The organism is Acidovorax sp. NPDC077693 (genome assembly GCF_044542805.1).
In the GTDB taxonomy this organism is placed as follows: domain Bacteria; phylum Pseudomonadota; class Gammaproteobacteria; order Burkholderiales; family Burkholderiaceae_C; genus Acidovorax.
Genome location: NZ_JBITVD010000005.1, coordinates 133,779 through 154,125, shown reverse-complemented (window position 1 = coordinate 154,125; position 20,347 = coordinate 133,779). Strand labels below are relative to the sequence as shown.

General features: G+C 68.9%; 20 protein-coding genes. 11 read left to right on the top strand and 9 right to left on the bottom strand.

The window, feature by feature from the left end; all coding sequences use genetic code 11:
- Window positions 1-86: 86 nt before the first annotated feature.
- A complete protein-coding gene (locus ACIGHN_RS08405) occupies window positions 87-1,679 on the top strand; it encodes a DUF1800 domain-containing protein (protein WP_396504003.1) in 1,593 nt (530 codons plus the stop codon).
- Window positions 1,680-1,938: 259 nt separating this feature from the next.
- Window positions 1,939-3,147: a DUF1501 domain-containing protein gene (locus tag ACIGHN_RS08400; protein ID WP_396504002.1), complete on the top strand. Its 1,209-nt coding sequence runs from the start codon at window positions 1,939-1,941 to the stop codon at window positions 3,145-3,147.
- Window positions 3,148-3,232: 85 nt separating this feature from the next.
- Here the strand turns inward: ACIGHN_RS08400 and ACIGHN_RS08395 are convergent, their stop codons facing one another.
- Window positions 3,233-4,150 (bottom strand): DHH family phosphoesterase, encoded by a 918-nt coding sequence (locus ACIGHN_RS08395; RefSeq protein WP_396504001.1) that lies wholly within the window; start codon window positions 4,148-4,150, stop codon window positions 3,233-3,235.
- A 128-nt stretch (window positions 4,151-4,278) separates the two neighbouring features.
- On the opposite strand from ACIGHN_RS08395, the gene ACIGHN_RS08390 reads away from it, so the two are divergent.
- Entirely contained in the window at window positions 4,279-4,743 is a 465-nt protein-coding gene (locus ACIGHN_RS08390; RefSeq protein ID WP_056170703.1) for a TerB family tellurite resistance protein, read from the top strand.
- 32 nt (window positions 4,744-4,775) lie between these two features.
- Here the strand turns inward: ACIGHN_RS08390 and ACIGHN_RS08385 are convergent, their stop codons facing one another.
- Window positions 4,776-5,111, bottom strand: coding sequence for an ankyrin repeat domain-containing protein (locus ACIGHN_RS08385; protein WP_396504000.1), 336 nt, complete (start codon window positions 5,109-5,111; stop codon window positions 4,776-4,778).
- A 110-nt stretch (window positions 5,112-5,221) separates the two neighbouring features.
- Here ACIGHN_RS08385 and ACIGHN_RS08380 point away from each other — a divergent pair, with 110 nt between their 5' ends.
- Window positions 5,222-6,079 (top strand): pseudouridine synthase, encoded by an 858-nt coding sequence (locus ACIGHN_RS08380; RefSeq protein ID WP_396503999.1) that lies wholly within the window; start codon window positions 5,222-5,224, stop codon window positions 6,077-6,079.
- A 9-nt stretch (window positions 6,080-6,088) separates the two neighbouring features.
- Here the strand turns inward: ACIGHN_RS08380 and ACIGHN_RS08375 are convergent, their stop codons facing one another.
- Complete coding sequence (locus ACIGHN_RS08375; RefSeq protein ID WP_396503998.1) at window positions 6,089-6,679, bottom strand: NAD(P)H-dependent oxidoreductase; 591 nt, start codon at window positions 6,677-6,679, stop codon at window positions 6,089-6,091.
- A gap of 509 nt (window positions 6,680-7,188) precedes the next feature.
- On the opposite strand from ACIGHN_RS08375, the gene ACIGHN_RS08370 reads away from it, so the two are divergent.
- From ACIGHN_RS08370 to ACIGHN_RS08355, 4 genes are all read left to right on the top strand, one after another.
- On the top strand, window positions 7,189-7,701 hold the full coding sequence (locus ACIGHN_RS08370) for an MgtC/SapB family protein (RefSeq protein WP_056170075.1): 513 nt from the start codon (window positions 7,189-7,191) through the stop codon (window positions 7,699-7,701).
- Window positions 7,702-7,958: 257 nt separating this feature from the next.
- Window positions 7,959-8,903 carry a DMT family transporter gene (locus ACIGHN_RS08365; RefSeq protein WP_396503997.1) on the top strand — a complete coding sequence of 315 codons (945 nt, stop codon included), beginning with the start codon at window positions 7,959-7,961 and terminating at the stop codon, window positions 8,901-8,903.
- A 134-nt stretch (window positions 8,904-9,037) separates the two neighbouring features.
- The gene (locus tag ACIGHN_RS08360; RefSeq protein WP_056170078.1) at window positions 9,038-9,265 is read left to right on the top strand and encodes a hypothetical protein; all 228 of its coding nucleotides are present in this window, start codon (window positions 9,038-9,040) and stop codon (window positions 9,263-9,265) included.
- 145 nt (window positions 9,266-9,410) lie between these two features.
- Window positions 9,411-9,950 (top strand): DUF924 family protein, encoded by a 540-nt coding sequence (locus ACIGHN_RS08355; protein ID WP_056170080.1) that lies wholly within the window; start codon window positions 9,411-9,413, stop codon window positions 9,948-9,950.
- Between the two features lie 54 nt (window positions 9,951-10,004).
- On the opposite strand, the gene ACIGHN_RS08350 is transcribed toward ACIGHN_RS08355, so the two are convergent.
- The 3 genes from ACIGHN_RS08350 to ACIGHN_RS08340 form a co-directional block, all read right to left on the bottom strand.
- On the bottom strand, window positions 10,005-10,781 hold the full coding sequence (locus ACIGHN_RS08350) for a fumarylacetoacetate hydrolase family protein (protein ID WP_396503996.1): 777 nt from the start codon (window positions 10,779-10,781) through the stop codon (window positions 10,005-10,007).
- A gap of 111 nt (window positions 10,782-10,892) precedes the next feature.
- On the bottom strand, window positions 10,893-11,870 hold the full coding sequence (locus ACIGHN_RS08345) for a tripartite tricarboxylate transporter substrate binding protein (protein WP_056170712.1): 978 nt from the start codon (window positions 11,868-11,870) through the stop codon (window positions 10,893-10,895).
- Between the two features lie 251 nt (window positions 11,871-12,121).
- Window positions 12,122-13,363, bottom strand: a complete 1,242-nt coding sequence (locus ACIGHN_RS08340; protein WP_396503995.1) for a pyridoxal-phosphate-dependent aminotransferase family protein — start codon at window positions 13,361-13,363, stop codon at window positions 12,122-12,124.
- Window positions 13,364-13,485: 122 nt separating this feature from the next.
- On the opposite strand from ACIGHN_RS08340, the gene ACIGHN_RS08335 reads away from it, so the two are divergent.
- The 3 genes from ACIGHN_RS08335 to ACIGHN_RS08325 all read left to right on the top strand — a co-directional run bounded on the left by ACIGHN_RS08335 (window position 13,486) and on the right by ACIGHN_RS08325 (window position 18,232).
- A complete protein-coding gene (locus tag ACIGHN_RS08335) occupies window positions 13,486-14,181 on the top strand; it encodes a GntR family transcriptional regulator (protein ID WP_056170086.1) in 696 nt (231 codons plus the stop codon).
- Window positions 14,182-14,193: 12 nt separating this feature from the next.
- Window positions 14,194-17,238 carry an FAD-binding and (Fe-S)-binding domain-containing protein gene (locus tag ACIGHN_RS08330; RefSeq protein WP_396503994.1) on the top strand — a complete coding sequence of 1,015 codons (3,045 nt, stop codon included), beginning with the start codon at window positions 14,194-14,196 and terminating at the stop codon, window positions 17,236-17,238.
- 109 nt (window positions 17,239-17,347) lie between these two features.
- Window positions 17,348-18,232, top strand: a complete 885-nt coding sequence (locus tag ACIGHN_RS08325) for a LysR substrate-binding domain-containing protein (RefSeq protein ID WP_396503993.1) — start codon at window positions 17,348-17,350, stop codon at window positions 18,230-18,232.
- Window positions 18,233-18,294: 62 nt separating this feature from the next.
- Here the strand turns inward: ACIGHN_RS08325 and ACIGHN_RS08320 are convergent, their stop codons facing one another.
- From ACIGHN_RS08320 to ACIGHN_RS08310, 3 genes are all read right to left on the bottom strand, one after another.
- Window positions 18,295-18,699 carry a hypothetical protein gene (locus ACIGHN_RS08320; RefSeq protein WP_056418947.1) on the bottom strand — a complete coding sequence of 135 codons (405 nt, stop codon included), beginning with the start codon at window positions 18,697-18,699 and terminating at the stop codon, window positions 18,295-18,297.
- Between the two features lie 87 nt (window positions 18,700-18,786).
- The gene (locus ACIGHN_RS08315) at window positions 18,787-18,963 is read right to left on the bottom strand and encodes a hypothetical protein (protein WP_396503992.1); all 177 of its coding nucleotides are present in this window, start codon (window positions 18,961-18,963) and stop codon (window positions 18,787-18,789) included.
- Window positions 18,964-19,279: 316 nt separating this feature from the next.
- Window positions 19,280-20,215, bottom strand: coding sequence for a succinylglutamate desuccinylase/aspartoacylase family protein (locus ACIGHN_RS08310; protein WP_056170101.1), 936 nt, complete (start codon window positions 20,213-20,215; stop codon window positions 19,280-19,282).
- Window positions 20,216-20,347 lie beyond the last annotated feature (132 nt).

Below are 20,347 nucleotides of genomic sequence, written 5' to 3'. Positions count from 1 at the left end.
CGCTGCGGGGCCTTGCCTTGGCTGCGCGGCAAGCGCAGCATGGCGCTCCAGCCCTGGCATCAATGGGCTTGCAGGATACCCGCACCATGCGCCACGACCCACCCGCTTTGTTGAGCACCACCCCGCCCATCAACCGCCGCCAGTGGCTGGCACTCGCAGCGCTGGGCGCATCGGCCAGTGCTTGGCCGGCCCTGCCCACCTGGGCCGCCGTGCCCGCAGCAACGGCTGACGCAGCCGACGATGCCGTGCGCGCGCGGCTGCTGGACCGCATCACCTGGGGCAGTACCGCGCAGGGCGCGCAGGCCATGGCGCCGCAGGGCATGCAGGCCTGGCTGGCCAGCCAGCTGCGGGCCCCCGCCGACGCGCCGCTGCCCGCCGACGCCCAGTCGCAGATCGACGCCATGGCCATCACCCGCACCCCGTTCGAAACGCTGGCCCTGCAGATGCAGGAGCGCCAGCGCGAAGCGCGCGCACTGCCGACCGAAGACGAACGCAAGACCGCGCTGGAGGCCTGGCAAAAAGACATGCGCAACCTGCAGCGCGAGGCCAGCCAGCGCTTCGTGCTGCGCGCGCTGTACTCGCCCGCCCAGCTGCGCGAGAAGATGACCTGGTTCTGGATGAACCACTTCAACATCTTTGCCGGCAAGGCCAACCTGCGCGCCGCCGTGGGCGACTATGAAGAGCGCGCCGTGCGCCCGCATGCGCTGGGCCGCTTTCGCGACCTGCTGGGCGCCACCACGCGCCACCCGGCCATGCTGTACTACCTGGACAACGTGCAGAACGCCGCAGGCCGCATCAACGAGAACTATGCCCGCGAGCTGATGGAGCTGCACACCCTGGGCGTGGGCGGCGGCTACAGCCAGCAAGACGTGCAGGAGCTGGCGCGCGTGCTCACGGGCGTGGGGGTCAGCATGCGCCCGCTGGACGACGAGCCGCCGCGCATGAAGCCGGCGCTGCGCGCCCACTACGTTCGCCAGGGTTTGTTCGAGTTCAACCCCGCGCGGCACGACTGGGACGCCAAGACCCTGCTCGGCCAGCCCCTGCGCGCCCAGGGCCTGGCAGAACTGGACGAGGCACTGGATCGGCTGGTCCGCCACAGCGCTACGGCCCGCTTCATCACGCGCAAGATGGCCGTCTACCTGGTGGGCGACGCGCCCTCGCCCGCCCTGCTCGACACCCTGGCCCGCACCTTCGAGCGCACCGACGGCGACATCGCCGCGGTGCTGGCCGCGCTGTTCCAGGCGGGCGAGTTCCAGGCCTCGCTGGGCCAGCGCTTTCGCGACCCGGTGCAGTACGTGCTGGCCGGTGCCCGGCTGGTGCACGGCGACCAGCCGGTGCTGGCCACCACCGAGCCCCTGCTGGGCTGGCTGCAGCGCCTGGCCGAGCCCCTGTACGGCCGTGCCACGCCCGACGGTTACCCGCTCGACGCCGCCACCTGGTCGGGCTCGGGCCAGATGAGCACGCGCTTCGAGGCAGCCCGCGCGCTGGGTGCCGGCGCCGTCGCCAACGCGGGAGCGCCGGGCCAGCGCACACCGCCACCTGCGCTGTCGCAGACGCCCTACCTGCGCCAGATCGACGCCACCCTGGCGCCTGCCACACGCGCCGCTTTGGTGCAGGCAAATTCGCCGCGGGAATGGAACCTTTTGTTCCTTTCATCTCCCGAATTCATGCACGGCTAGAGATGGAGTACATCTCCCTGAGTCGCTTCGCGCCTCGGTGCGTCCGCCGGAGGCTGTCGCTCTTCAGGCACGTCCAAGCCTGCGCAGGCAGGCTTGGAGCCGCGGCCTTCAGCCCCTTCTCTCGACCCGCTGCGCGGTTCGGGAAGGGGGACGCAGCCAGTGCGGCGGATCGGCCCTTGCACGGCTGCCCTCGCTTCGGGAGTGCGAATTTCAAGCGCGACAGTGCATGCCATGCGCCGACGTCATTCAAGGAGATCACATGCTGAGACGACACTATCTCCAGGCTCTGGGCGCCGGCGCCCTGGGCATTGCCACCGCTTCCGCCCAGGTGTCCGCTGCCCCGCGCGCAGGCGACGCGCGCCTGCTGCTCGTGTTCCTGCGCGGCGGGTACGACTGCGCGAACCTGCTGGTGCCCACCAGCAGCAGCTTCTATTACGAGAGCCGTCCCAACATCGCCATCGCCCGCCCCGGGCAGGAGGGCGGCGCGCTGGAGCTGACCAGCGACTGGGGCCTGCACCCGGTGCTGGCGCAGTCGATGCTGCCGCTGTACCAGCGGCGCGAGCTGGCCTTCGTGCCATTTGCCGGCACCGAAGACCTGTCGCGCAGCCACTTCGACACGCAGGACAGCATCGAGCTGGGCCAGCCCCTGGCGGGGCGGCGCGACTATGGGTCGGGCTTTCTCAACCGTCTGGCGGCCGAGCTGGGCGCCCGGCAGCAAGACGCATCGCCGATGGCCTTCACCAGCACCCTCCCCTTGGTGCTGCGCGGCACGGTCGATGTCCCCAACACGGCGCTGGCCGCCGCGGCCGGCAAGCCCGGCGTGGACGAGCGGCAGGCCGGACTGATCGACATGATGTACCGCAGCACCAGCCTGGCCCGGCCCGTGGCCGAGGGCTTTGCCACACAGGGCGAGGTGGCCCGCAGCATGCAGGGCGAGATGGATGCCGCCAGCCGCAATGCGCTCAGCACCAAGGGCTTTGAAGGCACGGCGCGCCGCATGGCGCGGCTGATGCAGACGCGCTACCACCTGGGCTTCGTCGACGTGGGCGGGTGGGACACGCACGTGGGCCAGGGCAACGCCACGGGCGCGCTGGCCAACCGCCTCGAAGAACTGGGCCGCGGCCTGGCGGGCTTTGCCGACGAGATGGGCACGGCGGCCTGGAAGAACACCGTGGTGGTGGTGGTCAGCGAGTTCGGCCGCACCTTCCGCGAAAACGGCAACCGCGGCACCGACCACGGCCACGGCACCGTCTTCTGGGTGCTGGGCGGCGGCGTCGGCGGCGGGCGCATTGCGGGCGAGCAGCAGGCGCTGTCGGCCACCACGCTGTTCCAGAACCGCGACTACCCGGTGCTCAACGACTACCGCGCCGTGCTGGGCGGACTGTTCGCACGGATGTACGGGCTCAACGCTGCGGCCGTGGGGCGGGTGTTCCCGGGCACGCGGGGCGTGGACCTGCGGCTGGTGTAGCCGCTATCGATTGCTATATTTTCAATAGCTTCCAGCGCTTACCTATCGAGCGGTAGCGGCCTGCAGAGCCTCGATATCGGCCGGGTCAGGCGTTGAAGGTGCCCGTCAGCAGTTCCGGCAGGCGTTCGATCTTCATCTTGAAACCACACGCCTGCGCGTGGCCGCCGCCGCCCATGCTTTCGGCGAGCGCAATGCAGTCGAAATTGCGCTGTGCACGCAGGCCCACCTTCACACCCTTTTCACCCGCGCTCCACATCAGCGCGAAGGTGCCGGTCTTGGCCGAGAGGATGTCGCCCACCAGGCTGTGGAACATGCCGGGCGCGTTCACCATCAGGCCAGGGATGCCGTTGAACACCAGCGGCTGCGCGCCTTCGGCGATGCTCGCGCACAGCTTGCGGTACTTCTCGTCCATGGCCGCGCCACGGGCCATGAACTGCGTGAGTTCGTCGGGCGTGAAGGCCGCGATCTGCTGCCAGCGCGCAAAGCCCTGCTCTTCCATGTCGAGCGCTGACAGGAAGGCCCCGCTTTCCGGGAACTCCCACTTCCAGATGTCGCGGTCTTCCACATACTGCAGCAGCGCGGGCACGGGCTCGTGCGGATGAAAGAACTCCCACGCCAGGCGCGCGCCCGACTTGCTCATGTCGAAGTGCACCACGCCGCAGCGGCAGGCAAAGCCGGTGAGCTTTTCGGCCGCGCTCTTGTGGTGGTCCAGCATCACGAGCTTGGCCGCGCGTTCGTCGATGGCGGTCATCACCTCGGCGGCGAACGAGAAGTCGAGGATGTAGACCGCCCGGCCCTGCACCGGCGGCAGGTCGTCCACGGTGTTGATATCGCCGTGGTCCAGCCCCACGTATTCGGCACGGTCGCCGTAGTACAGCCATGCGGCCAGCGCCGCGCCAAAGCCATCGGGGCAGTTGCGCCCGTGGTACAGGATCAACGGGGCCGGGTCGTTCTTGTCGGGCGCAACCAGCAGTTGCAGTGGGAGTATGGTTTTCTTCGTCATGGCCCCCGATTGTCGCCGGGGCGGTGGCAGGCGGCGAGCACTGCATCGCCAGCCAGGGAACCAAGCGCGGCCCTGCGGCCTCCATCCATGCGTACATGCACGCCCCGGCTCCACAGAAAGCACACCCCATGTTCCAGACACTCAAAGACCTGCTCGACAGCCTGATGCAACCGGCCCACACCGCCACAGCGCAAGACCAGGCCCACGCCGTGCAACTGGCCGCCGCCGTGCTGCTGGTGGAGGTGGTGCGGTTCGATGCGGCCATGGACCCGGCCGAACGCACGGCCATGGTCACCGCGCTGCGCAGCAAGTTCGACCTGGCGGGCGATGAGCTGGACCGCCTGCTGGAGCTGGCCGTCGACACCTCCCGCAGCGCCTACGACTACCAGCGCTTCACCGGCAGCCTGAACGACCACTTCACGCAGCCGCAGAAGGTGCAACTGGTCGAAGCCATGTGGCAGGTGGCGTACGCCGACGCACGCCTGGACGAGAACGAGATGCACACCATCAGCAAGGTGGCCGGCCTGCTGCATGTGACGCACGGCGAATACATCGCCGCCAAGATGCGCGCGAAGGAAGCGGCTGGCGTCTGAATCGTCTGCACCGCATCCGACTCAGGGGGCGTCTACACCGGGAGCCAGCGCCACCAGAAGGGGGTCTTGACCTCCCTCGCACCGCGCTCGCGCAGCAGCGTGACGAACTCTGCGCGCCCATGGCGCCGGGCCGCCTGCAGCGGCGTCATGCCGTCGAACTCCGAGCGCAGCTGCGGGTCTGCACCGTGGTCGAGCAGGTAGTGCGCGATGGCATCGTGCCCGTGGATGAGGGCCGCCACCAGCGGGGTGCACAGGATCTCGGGGTGCTGGTAGTTGGGGTTCACGCCCGCGCCGATGTGGTGGCGCACCAGCGCCAGGTCGCCCGCCAGGGCGGCGGCATACATGTCTTTCCAGTCTCCGGCCGACATACGCAGCAATCCTTTGCATACACTTGATCGCCGCAGTGTAGGTACGCCCGGCGTGCTGCACAATGCGCGCCTTCCCTCATTCGGCCTGCGCCACCGGCCCGGCCTCTTTCATGCACCCTCCCCTGCACATCCTCTGGCGCGACGAGCACCTGGTGGCCGTCTACAAGCCCGCTGGCTGGCTGGTGCACCGCACGGGGCTGGACGCGGGCGAGACGCGCTTTGTGATGCAGACCCTGCGGGACCAACTGGGCCAGCACGTGTTCCCCGTGCACCGGCTGGACAAGGGCACCTGCGGCGTGCTGGTGATGGCGCTGCACAGCGATGCGGCGCGCGCGCTGTCACAGGCTTTCGAGCACCAGGCCACGCACAAGCGCTACCTGGCGTTGGTGCGCGGCTGGGCGCCGGGTGCCATCGAGGTGGACCACGCGCTCAAGCCCGATGACGCGCCGGCCGATGCCGCGGTGCAGGAGGCCCACACGCGCTTCAAGCGCCTGGCACAGCTCACGCTGCCCGAGCCCAGCGACGCCCGCTTTGCCAGCACGCGCGCATCGCTGGTCGAGGCCATACCGACCACAGGCCGGCGCCACCAGATCCGCCGCCACCTCAAGCACCTGGCGCACCCCATCATCGGCGATGCGACCCATGGCAAGGGCCCCATCAACCGCTGGTGGGCCGAGCGCCTGGGCCAGCAGCGGCTGTGGCTGCATGCGTGGCAGCTCACGGTGCCGCACCCGGTGAGCGGGCTGCACATGACCTTCGACAGCGGACTGCAGTGGCCGACGGCCCTGCCCGGCAGCCCCGTCGCAGTGGACGATGGCGGCAAAGGCAACGGCAATCACAACGGGAATGCCTTGCGCGCAGCCCCCACGGCCGACTGGGAGCGCCTGCTGGCGGTGCTGCCCTGGCAGCGCTGCGACGAGCTTCCGGAAGACCTTTCAAAAGACCTGCCGGGAGCAGCCCGGCCCTAGGCGATGGCCCTACGCGGCCTTCGCACCCAGCGCCTGCATGCGCGCCTTCCACTTGGCCACCCCGGAGTCGCCCAGTTGCTCCACGCTGCCCACCAGGGTCTCGTGCACGGGGGCGATGCCCACAAAGCCCAGGATGTTGCGCTCCAGCGACTTCACGCTGTGCGCCCGGAAGTACCAGCGGTACACCAGCGCCGGCATGCCCATGGTCACGACCACGCGCGCGCTGCGGCCCGTCAGCCCCTTGCGGCCGAACGGGTTGCTGCCCTCGGTGGTGAAAGCAAAGCCGGGCCGCGCCACTTGCTCCAGAAAGCCCTTGAGCAAGGCCGGCATGTCGCCCAGCCACAGCGGAAAGAAAAGGACGATGTGCTGCGCCCAGCCAATGTCTTCTTGCGCAGGCTTGAGCCGGGCCGGCAGCAAGCCCAGCTCCCATTCGTGCTGGCTGCGCAGCAGGGCGAAGTCGATGGCGGCGACGTCGATGTGCCGCACCGCGTGGCCGGCACTGGTGGCGCCTTGGGCGTACGCCTGCGCCAGGGCATGGCACAGATGGGGCGCGCTGGCGTCGGGGTGTCCCTGGATCAGGACGATGCGCTGCGGGGTCATGGTGAACTCCTCACCGGGCCGCGCCAGGCCCCAGGGGCGGCGGCCTGGGCAAACGGCGGCGTGGGGGCCCACCGCGCATCGTGGCACGCAGCAGGGTGCCATGCAAGCGGTGCGACCCGGACCTGGCGAACAAGGATGTAAGACCTGATGCGCGCAGTGTCCGAGCGTGATTGAAACGCTCCGTTTTTAATAGCTGCTGGCGCTTTACTGGCGAGCGGTAGAGGCATATTTTTGCCATTTTTTTGTTCAACACGGGGCCTGCGTGACTGGCGGCGTCGGCTGTGTCCTACCCGCCGGGCGGTAGGTCGCCTGTAGACGGCTGCCGCGGCAAGGCGCACAGTGCCCGGACGGTGGCCCAGCCGGCCCCCTCATCGCTAACCCCTACCTACCCCAACCCTGCACCATGCATGCTCTTGCCAGCCCACCGTGTCCACTGACGTCGCTGCGTTCACCGTGCCCGTGCACGCAGTCGCCCGCCGCTCTGATCGCCGCATCCAAGGACCGCTCCCATGGCTGATATCTGGCACGAAATCACCAGCACGGTGGCGTCCGAGTTTTCGGACGTCACCGACGTGGGCCAGGCCACACGCATCGTCGTGCGCCTGACAATGGCGGGCGTGCTGGGCGGCCTGCTCGGGTGGGAACGCGAACACGCGGGCAAGGCGGCCGGCGTGCGCACCCACATGCTGGTGTCGATGGGGGCGGCCCTGTTCGTGCTGGTGGCCCAGCAGGCGGGCATCGAGCCGGCCGACAACAGCCGGGTGCTGCAGGGCATCATCGCGGGCGTGGGCTTTCTGGGCGCCGGCACCATCCTCAAGGGCGATGCCGAAAGCCAGGTCAAGGGGCTGACCACGGCGGCGGGCATCTGGCTCACCGCCGCCATCGGCGTGGCGGCCGGCCTCGGCCGCGAGACCACGGCCGTGCTGAGCACGCTGCTGGCGCTGCTGGTGCTGTGGGCCATGCCGATGCTGCACGACCGGATGGCGCGCACCTCCACACAACCCCGGCGCGAAGACGACTGAGCGCGCGGAACCCGCCACGCGGGCGGCTGCAGCGGCCCGCGCGTGCGCTACACTTTTTGGCCCTCCTCCACACGGGCCTTCGGCATGCGCAGACAGCACCCGCATGCCGCCGGCAGTCCCATGCACCGCCAACCAGCGCAGCGCGCACGTCCCCAAAGCCACACGGCAGCGATGCCCCATTCCACGCGCACTGTGCGCCGGGATTCTCGGGCGCCTGAAGCGCCCTGCGCCGCCAGCAGCCACGGGGCGCTGTGCCCATGAGCCAGGCCCGCGAACCCGGCACGCTGCAAGCCCCTGCCGCCGACAACGACGCCACCGCAGCGCAGGCCGAGGCCTCCGGCAACCTGCGCGGCATCATCGCCATGGTGTTGGCGGTGGGGTGCTTTTCGTTGATGGACGCGCTGCTCAAGACGCTGTCGGCCAGCTACCCCGCCATGCAGGTGGCGGCGCTGCGCGGCTGGGCGGCCTTGCCGCTGGTCGCCCTGTACGTGCTGTGGCGCGGCGAGGTGCGCGGGCTGCTCAAGGTGCGCTGGCCGCTGCACCTGCTGCGCGGCGTGCTCAACATCTCGATGCTGGGGCTGTTCGCCTACGCGCTCAAGGAGCTGGGCCTGGCCGAGGCCTACACGCTGTTCTTCATTGCGCCGCTGCTCATCACCGCGCTCTCCACCGTGGTGCTGCGCGAGAAGGTGCGCGCCGCTCACTGGGTGGCCATTGCGCTCGGCATGGTCGGCGTGCTGGTGGCGCTGCGGCCCAGCCAGGATGCGTTCTTCACGCTGGGGGCACTCGCAGTGCTGGGCGCCGCCTGCGGGTACGCCGTGTCGGCCATCACGGGGCGGGTGCTGACCCGCACCGACTCCAGCGCCAGCCTGGTGTTCTGGACCACCACGCTCCTGGCCCTGGGCGCGGGCGCACTGGCCTGGCCCGGCTGGGTGGGTGTGGACCGGGCGCACTGGCCGCTGGTGGCGGGCCTCGCCGTCACAGGCTTTCTGGGGCAGCTGGCGATCACCGAGGCCTTCCGCCACGGGCAGGCGTCGGTGGTGGCGCCGTTCGAATACACGGCCCTGGCCTGGGGCATGGGCCTGGACTGGGTGCTGTGGCAGACGGTGCCGGGCTATTCCACGCTGCTGGGCGGCGCCATCATCATCGGCAGCGGGCTGTACCTGGTGCGGCAGGAGCGTACGCAGGCGGTGGTGCCGCCCTGACCGGCCAGCCACCCCACAGCACAACGCTGGAACGCGGCCCGCGCCCACGCAGGGCGCGGTCTTACAGCCACGCAGACCGCGTCGCAGTGCAATGGGCGATCAGCACTGCGGCACGCGCCGCGCAAGGAGATCGCATGACACAACACGCCACCATTGCAGGCCACGTCACCTACACCCCGGGCGACGGAGCACCGCTCACCATCCCCAAGGGCCCTGTGGAGCTTGAGCCCGCCAAGGACAGCACCACGCTGAGCTGGACCGCCGACAACGACGCCGTCGGCTCCGCGGCGATCCCGCGCGACCAGTTCAACCAGTACGTGCGCGACGGCAAGATCCGGCTGGACAAGGACGCGCAAAAGTAAGAGGCTCACCAGGGCGGGCTGCGGCAGGCCGCACTCACGCTGCGGCGGCGCCCCAAGGCGCGCCGCCGTGGGCTGCTTTTCACAGCCACGGTGGTCTGCTGAAACAGCGCCAACCGCCCTTTTCAACGACTAGCCTTTGCCCCCTATGCCTTCAGAAAACATCCTGCGGTTCTGGTTCGAAGAACTCAGCCCAGCCCAGCACTTCGCGCAGGACGACAAGGTCGACGACCTGATCCGCACCCGCTTTGGCGCCACGTGGGAGGCCGCGCGACTGGGAGAACTCTGGACTTGGCGCGACAGCGCCCGGGGCCGGCTGGCGGAGATCTTGGTGCTGGACCAGTTCTCGCGCAACATCCACCGCGGCTCGGCCCTGGCGTTTGCACAGGATGCCCAGGCCCTGACGCTCGCACAGGAGCTGGTGGCCAGCCGGCGCGATGCCGAGCTGCCCGTGGAGCAGCGCGCCTTTGCCTACATGCCCTACATGCACAGCGAGTCGCTCACCATCCACGCGCAGGCCATGGCTTTGTTCAGCCAGCCGGGGCTGGAGCACAACCTGCAGTTCGAGCAGCGCCACCAGGAAATCCTGGCGCGCTTTGGCCGCTACCCGCACCGCAACGCGGCGCTGGGCCGCAATTCAACGCCCCAGGAAACCGCCTTTCTGGCGCAGCCCGGCTCGTCGTTCTAGGGACCGCGGCACGGCCTGCACCAGCCAAGCCTGCGGGCCAGCGCCGGCGCGCAGCTACAGCTGGACCGTGGCGCTGCCCACACCGTCGAAAGACACCACAACGCTGTCGCCCCGTTGGGCCTGCAGCAACCCCACCCAGGACCCCGTCGTCACCACCGTGCCCGCAGGCACGGTCGCACCGCTGCGTGTGAGGTGGCGCAGCCACACCGGCAGCAGCCAGGCCGGATCGCCCAGCGGGTGCGTGCCCTGGCGCACCACCGGCGCCTGCGAGCCGATGCGCACCTCGCACGGCTGCGCGGCCCAGTCCCGCGCCGCGTAGGGCACCCACTCGCCCAGCACCAGCGCGCCGTGCGACTGCAGGTCGGCCAGGCGCAGCAGCGCGGGCGCGTCGCCGCCTTCCTGCCAGCGCGAATCCACGATCTCGATCGACACGGCCATCGCATCGACCCATGGGCCCGCGGTGGCCGGCGTCATGGCCGCGGCTTGTTCGGGCGACACGGCCCGGCCCAGGCGCAGCGCGATTTCGGCCTCGATGCCCGGCGTGTGGAACCGCATGTCCCCATAGTCGGCCGGGCTGGTGCGCACGCCCGCGGGCGGCAGCGGCGCATGCGTGAGCACCGCCTGGCGATGGGGCCCGCCGGACTTCCAGTGCTGCGCGGAGCCTGCCGGAAACCAGCCCATGCCCTGGGCCACCGCCTCCTGCGCCGCGTAGGCCGCAGCCGCATCGTCCAGCGCCCCGGTCCACGGCAGGGCGCTGGTGGTCTGGCCTGCCTGCCAGGCTGCCACCAGGGCATGGGTCAATCCGCGGGTCGGGTCTTTGTCTGTCTGCATCTGATTCATCCCAGTATTTTGCGATCGCACGCAGCCTACAAAAAGCGCAGCCCAGGCCCGTGCCACCGTGCAAGGGCCCGAGGCGCGAAGCGACTCAGGGGGTCACTTAACTTAACTCTCCACCTTCACATTGCCATCCTTCACCACCTTGCCCCACTTGGCAATCTCGGTGGCGATGAAATCCTTGAACTTGTCGCGCGTGCCGCCGCCATCCTCGGCGCCGTAGGTGTCCATGCGCTCCTGCACATCGGGCATGGCCAGCACGGTGTTCACGTCGTGGTTGATCTTGTCCGCGATACCGGGCGCCAGCTTGCCGGGGCCGACCAGGCCATACCAGGTCGTGGCCTCGAAACCCTCGAAGCCCTGTTCCTGCATGGTGGGCACGCCCGGGTGGCCCTTGGCGCGCTTGGTGCGCGTCTGCGCCACCGCCGCCACCTTGCCGCTTTTGACATGCGGCGTGGCCGAGGTCATGGTTTCAAAGCAATACTGGATCTGGTTGCCCATCAGGTCGGCCAGCGCGGGGCCGCTGCCCTTGTAGGGCACGTGCAAGGCATCCACACCCGCCTGCAGCTTGAACATCTCCAGCGCCAGGTGCTGCGCAGAGCCCGGGCCTGCGGAGCCAAAGGTCACCTTGCCCGGGTTGGCCTTGCACAGGGCCACGAGTTCCTTCACCGTGAGCGCCTTTTGCGCCGGGCCCGCGATCAGCAGGTTGGGCGTGACACCCACCATCACGATGGGCACAAAGTCCTTTTGCGGGTCGTAGCGCAGCTTGGGCTGCAGGCTGGGCGCGAGCGCATGGCTGTTGATGTGCGCCATCAGCAGCGTGCTGCCGTCGCTGGGCTGCTGCGCCACGTACTCGGCCGCCAGCACGCCGGCCACACCCGCCTTGTTCTCCACGATGACCGACTGCTTCCACAAGGTCGACAACTTGACCGCCACCACCCGCGCCAGCGCATCGGTGCCGCCGCCGGGCGGAAAGCCCACCACGATGCGCACCGGGCCGGTGGGCCACTCCTGCGCAAACAGGCGCGGGGCGCCGAGCGAGGCCGCCGCCGCGCCAGCGGACTGGATCAGGGAACGTCTTTTCATCATCGCTTGTCTCCTTCGTGGGCCCTGGTCGGTGCGGGCCGGGTTGAATGAACTCAGCAAAGCCAAGGCCCCTGCGGCGCGCGTGCAGTGCACGGCGGGCGGTGGGGACTGGAAAACACGGGATCGGTCGATGCGCTGCGGCCTCGGCAGGCCGCCAGCGGGAGCGGAAATGCGCACATTCAGCAGCCGGCACCTCCCGCGGGCGCCGGCCGGTCCATATGTCAGAACAAGGCCGAACGAAAGCCGCAGGCTCAGGCCGCCTTCTTCAACGCTGCGGGCGCCGCATGGCTGGCGAAGTAGTCCATGCTGGCCTGCACGCCGCTGCCGGCCAAGGCCACTCCCGAGAGCTTGAGCCCCATCTCCACGCCCGCCACCATGGCGATGAGCGTGAGGTCATTGCTGTCGCCCAGGTGGCCCATGCGGAACATGCGGCCCTTGAGCTTGCCCAGGCCCGTGCCCAACGACAAATCGAACCGCTGGTGGATGAGCCGGCGCAGGGCATCGGCATCCACGCCCTCGGGCGTGATCACGCCGGTGAGCACCGGCGAATACACCGCCGGGTCGGCGCACTGGATGGGCAGGCCCCAGGCGTTGACGGCGGCACGCACGCCCGCACCCCAGCGCTGGTGGCGCGCGAAGACGTTGGGCAGGCCCTCGGCCAGCAGCATATCCAGCGCCTCGGACAGGCCGTACAGCAGGTTGGTGTTGGGCGTATAGGGCCAGTAGCCGTCCTTGTTCATCTCCACGATCTCGTCCCAGGCCCAGAAGGCACGGGGCAGCGTGGCCTTCTTTGCGGCTTCGAGCGCACGCGGCGACAGCGCGTTGAAGCTGATGCCCGGCGGCAGCATCAGGCCCTTTTGCGACCCGCTGATGGTCACGTCCACGCCCCACTCGTCGTGGCGGAAGTCGGCGCTGGCCAGGCCCGAGATGCTGTCCACCATCAAGAGCGCGGGGTGGCCTGCCGCGTCGATGGCCTTGCGCACCGAAGCGATGTCGGAGGTCACGCCCGTGGAGGTCTCGTTGTGCACCACGCACACCGCCTTGATCCTGCGCTCGGTGTCCTTGCGCAGGCGCGCCTCGATCAGGTCGGCCTGCACACCCCGGCGCCAGCCGCCGGCCAGGGGCAGGTGTTCGTCCTTGCCCTCCCAGGCCAGGAACTCGGTGGAGATGCCCAGGCGCGTGGCCATCTTCTGCCACAGCGAGGCGAAGTGCCCGGTCTCGAACATCAGCACGTGGTCGCCCGCGCTCAGGGTGTTGGCGAGGGCCGCTTCCCAGGCGCCGGTGCCCGATGCGGGGTAGATCGCCACCGGGTGGCGGGTCTGGAAGATCTTCTGGATGCCCGAGAGCACCTTGAGTCCCAACGCACCGAACTCCGGCCCCCGGTGGTCGATGGTGGGCAGGCTCATCGCCCGCAGAATGCGGTCTGGCACCGGGCTCGGGCCCGGGATCTGCAGGAAGTGGCGGCCCGTAGGGTGAAAGTCGAGTTGCAGCATGGAGCGTCCTTTCTTTTTTCAGTTTTGCATGCAAAAACTGCCATTGCATGCGGGTATACCCTTAATCAGCAGGATTGTTCGGGTAATTTTTTGCATGCAAAATTCAAATCACCAATCACACCATGGCTGAAATCATCGAAATCTCCCGCCTCGCGCTGCACGACCAGGTCGCCGCGCGCCTGCGCACCATGCTGGTGGAGGGCCACATTGCGCCCGGCGCCAAGCTCAACGAGCGCGAGCTGAGCGAGCAGTTGCGCGTGTCGCGGACCCCGCTGCGCGAGGCCATCAAGCTCTTGGGCGCCGAAGGCCTGGTGGACCTGCTGCCGAACCGCGGCGCGGTGGCGGTCAAGCTGACCGAGGCCGACGTGGTCAACACCTTCGAGGTGCTGGCCACGCTCGAAGGCATGTCGGGTGAACTGGCGGCCCAGCGCATCGGCGACGCCGAGCTGGCCGAGCTGCGTGCACTGCACTACGAAATGATGGCCTGCTTCGCGCGGCGCGACCTGTCGGGCTACTACCGCATCAACGCCAGCATCCACACCGCCATCAACGAGGCGGCGAACAACCCGGTGCTCACGGCCACCTACCGCTCCATCAACGCCCGCGTGCAGTCGCTGCGCTTTCGCACCAACCAGAACGAGGCCAAGTGGAAGCTGGCCGTGGCCGAGCACGAACAGATGATCGAAGCCCTGGCCGCGCACGACGCCGAGGCCATGCGCCGCGTGCTGGTGGCCCACGTGCAGCGCAAGCGCGACACCGTGCTGGAGCTGCTGCGCGCGGGCGAGATCTATCCATTGAGACGCCAAGCCCCCACCTAGGACCCCCTTCCCATGCGCATCGAACCCGCCAGCACCCTGCAGCCAGCCGGTACCACCCTGCCCCCCAACGAGACCTGCGAGGCGCTGGCGCGGCGCCTGGCCGCAGAGACCGAGGGCGAGGTGCTGTTCGATGCCGGCTCGCGCGGGCGCTACGCAACCGATGCCTCCATCTACCAGATCATGCCGGCCGGCGTGCTGGTGCCGCGCACCGAGCGCGACATCGCGGTGGCCATCGACATCGCGCGCGAGCTGAAGGTCCCCGTGCTGCCGCGCGGCGGCGGCACCAGCCAGTGCGGCCAGACCACCGGCGCGGCGCTGGTGATCGACAACAGCAAGCACTTTCGCAAGGTGCTGGCGCTCGATGCCGAGGCCCGCACCGTCACGGTGGAGCCGGGCATCGTGCTCGACCACCTCAACGCCCAGCTCAAGCCCCACGGCCTGTGGTACCCCGTAGACGTATCCACCAGCGCCCAGGCCACGCTGGGCGGCATGGCGGGCAACAACTCCTGCGGCTCGCGCTCCATCGCGTACGGCAACATGGTGCACAACGTGCTGGGTGCGAGTGCCTGGTTGTCTGATGGCGAGCTGGTGGACTTCGGCCCGCTGGCCACACTGGGCCCGCGCGCCAGCGCCATTGCGCAGCATGTGCACGCCCTGGCCCTGCAGCACCGCAGCGAGATCGCCGAGCGCTGGCCCAAGGTGATGCGCCGCGTGGCGGGCTACAACCTCGACATCTTCGACAACCAGAGCGAAAAACCCTACACCGCCGATGGGAGCGTGAACCTGGCGCACCTGCTCATCGGCTCCGAAGGCACGCTGGCCTACACGCGCAGCCTGACGCTCAAGCTCAGCGAGCTGCCGCGCGCCAAGGTGCTGGGCATCGTCAACTTCCCGAGCTTCCACAAGGCCATGGACTCGGCGCAGCACATCGTCAAGCTCGGCCCCACGGCGGTGGAGCTGGTGGACCGCACGATGATCGAACTGGCGCTGGCCAACCCGGCCTTTCGGCCCACGGTGGAGACGGCCCTCATCGGCAAGCCCGAGGCCATCTTGCTGGTGGAGTTTTCGGGCGCGGACAAGGCTGCCCTGCTGCCGCAGCTGCGCCAGCTGGTGGAGCTGATGGGAGACCTGGGCATGCCCGGCAGCGTGGTCAAGATGCCCGATGAAGCCCCGCAGAAGAACCTGTGGGAGGTGCGCAAGGCGGGTCTGAACATCATGATGAGCTTGAAGGGCGACGGCAAGCCCGTGAGCTTCATCGAAGACTGCGCCGTGCCGCTCGAACACCTGGCCGAGTACACCGACGGCCTGACCGAGGTCTTCGCCAAATACGGCAGCCGCGGCACCTGGTACGCGCATGCCTCGGTGGGCACGCTGCACGTGCGCCCCATCCTCGACATGCGCACCGATGGCGCCGCCAAGATGCGCGCGATTGCCGAAGAGGCCAGCGCCCTGGTACGCCAATACAAGGGCGCCTTCAGCGGCGAGCATGGTGACGGCCTGTGCCGCGGAGAGTGGATCGAATGGCAGTTCGGCCCCGCGATCAACGAGGCGTTTCGCGCCATCAAGAACCACCTGGACCCGGTCGGCCTGTACAACCCCGGCAAGATCATCGACCCGCCCAAGATGGACGACGGCGCGCTGTTCCGCTTCGCGCCCGCCACGGCGCCCAAGCCGTACAAGCGCATCCCCCTCACGCCCGTGCTCGACTGGTCAGCCTGGAACGTGCAGGCCGACCCGGTGACCGAGGTGACCACCGCCCCCGGCACCGGCGGCGACGTGACCGGCGGCTTCGCCAAGGCCGTGGAGATGTGCAACAACAACGGCCACTGCCGCAAGTTCGACGCCGGCACCATGTGCCCCAGCTACCGCGTGACACGCGACGAGCAGCACCTGACCCGCGGCCGCGCCAACACCCTGCGCCTGGCCGTGTCGGGCCAGCTCGGGCCCGACGCCTTCACTAGCGAGGCGATGCACGACACCATGGACCTGTGCGTGGGGTGCAAGGGCTGCAAGCGCGACTGCCCCACGGGCGTGGACATGGCCAAGATGAAGGTCGAGTTCCTGGCCCACTACAAGCGCCGCCACGGCCACACCCTGAAGGACAGGCTGGTGGCCCACCTGCCCGGCTACGCGCGCACGGCCAGCCACTTCGCCTGGCTGCTCAACCTGCGCAACACCGTGCCCGGTGCCGCCTGGCTGGGCGAAAAGCTGCTGGGCTTTTCCGCCAAACGCTCGCTGCCCGCATGGCGCAGCGACACCTTCTGGCGCAGCCACGACAAGGCGCTGTTCAGCAGCCGGGCCGACACCATCGCCGCCGCCCAGGCTGGCCGCAAAACAGCCGTGCTGTTCGTGGACACCTTCAACGGCACTTTCGAGAGCGAGAACGCTCTGGCCGCCGCGCGCGTGCTGCATGCGGCTGGGTATGTGCTGCACACCGTGGAGAAGGCCCGCGGCCACCACTGCTGCGGCCGCACGTACCTGGCCACCGGCATGGTCGATGAAGCCAAGGCGCGCGCCGGTGCGCTCATCGACGCCCTGCTGCCCCTGGCCCGGGCCGGCATCGCCATCGTGGGCCTGGAGCCCTCATGCCTGCTCACCCTGCGCGACGAGGCCCTGGTGATGGGCCTGGGCGACAAGGCCGTGACGGTGTCCCAACAGGCCATGCTGTTTGAAGAATTCCTCGCCCGCGAAGCCAAGGCAGGGCGCTTCGCCCCATCCCTCCAGCCCGCAGGCCGACCCATCCTGCTGCACGGCCACTGCCACCAGAAGGCCTTCGGCGCCGTGCCCCCCATCCTGGAGGTGCTGCGCCTGATCCCTGACGCCAAGCCCGAGCTCATCGAAAGCTCCTGCTGCGGCATGGCCGGCAGCTTCGGCTACGAGGCATCGCACTACGAGGTCTCGATGCAGATGGCCGAAGCCGCGCTGCTGCCCGCCGTGCGCAAGAACCCCGATGCGATCGTGGTGGCGGACGGTACCAGTTGCCGGCACCAGATCGCGGACGGCGCGCAGCGCGATGCGGTGCATGTGGCGCGGCTGCTGGACCGGCTGCTGACGTAGAACGCGGTGGCGCAGCCCCGGCTGCGAGCGTGGTGGTCCGCAGAAGGCGAATGCATGGACATTCGGGCCGGTCGAACCTAGTATTCGGTTTTTTCGATCCGCGAACCCCATGCTGAACTACCGCCACCTCTACTACTTCTGGATGGTTGCCAAGGAGGGTGGCTTTGCCCGCGCCGCAGACCGGCTGGAGATGGCGGTGCAGACCATCAGCGCCCAGGTGCGCGATCTTGAAAAGGCACTGGGTCACCAATTGCTCAAGCCGTCCGGGCGCGGTGTTGCGCTGACCGAGGCGGGCCAGGCGGCCTATGCGCGGGCCGAAGAAATCTTTCAGCTGGGCCAGAGCATTCCGGACGAGGTGCGCGAAGCCGCCAGTGCCAAGGTGGCGCGGCTGTCAGTGGGGCTGTCGGACGGCATCTCCAAGCTGGCGGCGCATGCCTTGCTGGAGCCGGTGCTGGGCACACCCCACCTGCGCCTGGTGTGCCACGAGGGGGAGTTTGACGAGCTGCTGTCGGAGCTGGCCCTGCACCAGCTCGATGTGGTGCTGGCCGGGCAGGCGGCGCCGCGCAACCCGAACCAGCGCCTGTCCAGCGAACGCATCGCGCGCTCTGCCCTGCAGTGGTACGGGCCGGCGTCGCTGGTGCGCAAATCTGCGCGCGACCACTTTCCGCAGTCGCTGCAGGACCTGCCGGTGCTGCTGCCCACCGCCCATTCGCCGCTGCGCGCCACGCTGGACCACTGGTTCGAGGACATCGGTGTGCGGCCCCGCATCGTGGGCGAGTTCGAGGACAGCGCCTTGCTGGCCGTGTTCGCCGCCCGGGGGCTGGGCGTGTTTCCGGTCAGCCAGTTGGGGGCGCAGGATGTGGGGCTGGTGCGGGGCCTGCGCATGCTGGGCGACTGCCCCGGCATCAGCGAAGAGGTGCATGCCATCTGGTCGCGCCGCGGGCAGCACCACCCGCTGGTTCGGCAGATGGTGGACTCTGCGCGCAGCGCTTAGCGGGGCATGACGGCGGTGACGGGGGCCATCGACGGGCCGCTGCAGCCCGCCCCACGCATGCTTCAGCCCTGCGCTGGCAGCTTGCTGACACGCCACTGCGTCAGCGCCGCGCGCATGATCCAGGCTTCTTCTGCGGCCACGTGGCTGTCCGCCATGGCGGCGGCGTCGGCAAAGTACAGCACCTTGTGCTGGAGGTCCGGCTCCGTCACCTCCGCCATGACGGCGTCCAGCGTGGCCTGGTCGATACTGCCGGTGAGCACGCGGCGCTCGTGTGCGGCCATCAGCAGGTCTTCGCACAGGGTGTTGAGCACCTGGGCGAATCCGCCGGGTGCCAAGCCGATTTGCCGCTCGATGTCTTGGCCGTACAGGGCCTCCAGCTCCTGGCGGCTGACGTTGCCGTCGGATATCAGCAGCAGGGCGACGATACGGGCCGCTGCTTCGGGGCTGTTGTGGGAATAGCTGCGCATGGTTCTTCCTTGTCGATGTGGTGGTTGTTCAGGACGCATGGGGTCGTGCCAGACGGCATGGCGAAGGCGGGCCGCAGGCCCGCCGCTTCAATCGCGGTAGCGGTAGCGGCGGCGCGTGTTGTCACGCTGGGATGCAGGGACCCGCAGGGGGACCTGTGCCGGTGCACGCAATGCACCGTACCGTTGCGACCATTGCCAGACCCGTTGCAGCACCTGGCCGCGCAGCGCATTCAGCAGTGAATGGACGAACATCAATCGCTTCATGGGTACCTTGTCGTGGTTGAACAAGGCTTGAATGTGCGGCTGCAGGCACGATTCAAGAAGCAGGTTTTTTATGAGTCATGCATCGGTGGAACCGAACCTGACCTCAATGCCGGACTTGGCAGCATCCGCCGACGGGCGCTTCACAGGCGGCCTGCAGAGCCGTGTGGCCGCGCGCAGCCCACGGCCCGTGCCCCAGCGCGCAAGCCCCTTCCGGCGAGACGGCACTCCGATGCACTGCATGCCCGTGCTGCCCCAACGCCGCACAGCACAGGAGGCACAGGCAGACCGCTGCGTGGACAGCGCTGGCAGCGCGCCCTCAGATCGGCCGTGTCAGGTAGACGGCCTCGCGCCCCACGATGGGCTCGCGCGTGGGCATCAGCACCGTGCAGTCGTCGCACAGCGCGCGAATCTCGTGCGGGCCGTCGGTGGCGATGAGTTCATCCTTGGCAAACACTTCAAAGCCCTGGATGGGACGCGCAAAGCGAAAGTCGGGCGTGCGCACCATGCAGGTCTCCAGCAGCTCGTAGCGGCGCTGGGGGCCGGGCGCCGGGCGTCCCGCAGGCGCATCGATGAGGCCGAAGTGGGCCAGGAAATCGAGCGCTACCGCCGTGGCCATGTCGGCCGCGGACTGCAGGAAGTGCTGTCCGCATTCGACCACCAAGGCCACGCCCTGGCTGTCGGCCTGGCCGTGGAGGCCATGCTGGATGAGTGGCGTGCCCGAGCCCAGGCCGCTGGGCATGACCAGGTGCACCGGCGGGCGGCCGATGGACAACGCCACATCGGCATTGCGCTGGTAGGCCGGGTAGACCCAGAAGGGCTCCACGTCCTGGCTGGTGGAGTGGATGTCGAGAATGTGGTCGGCCGCGGCCACCACGGGGCGCAGGGCGCGGGCGCGCAGCAGTTCGGGGCTCTCGGCCGTGCCGTCGAGCTCGGCGGCGGACCAGATGCGGTTGAGGTTGTGCACCAGCTGGCGGCTCTCGAACGGGCGGGCGCGGTCGAACGACTCGTACGCCGCCACGTTGGCAAAGCTGATGGTGAGCGTGCCGATGCGGGGGCGCACGCCGCTGTCGAGCAGATGCGTGGCCGCCACCATGCCGCAGATCTCGTTGCCGTGGGTCAGTGCGTTGATCAGCACGTGGGGGCCGGGCTGGCCGGATTCGAAACGGTGCACGTAGTCGATACCGACATTGCCCTGGCGATAGGCCGACAGGTCGCGCGGCAGGACTTCAAAGGCGGGAGGATTTTGGCTCATGGGGTGGTGATGCTAAGACGACACATGATTGTGTCCCCAATGGGCGGACAGCGCACGCGGCCGCGTCAAAGACCGCGAGCGAAGAGCGCCAGCATCGGCCGTCGGCTGCCGCCGCAGCGGGCGATGGAGCGA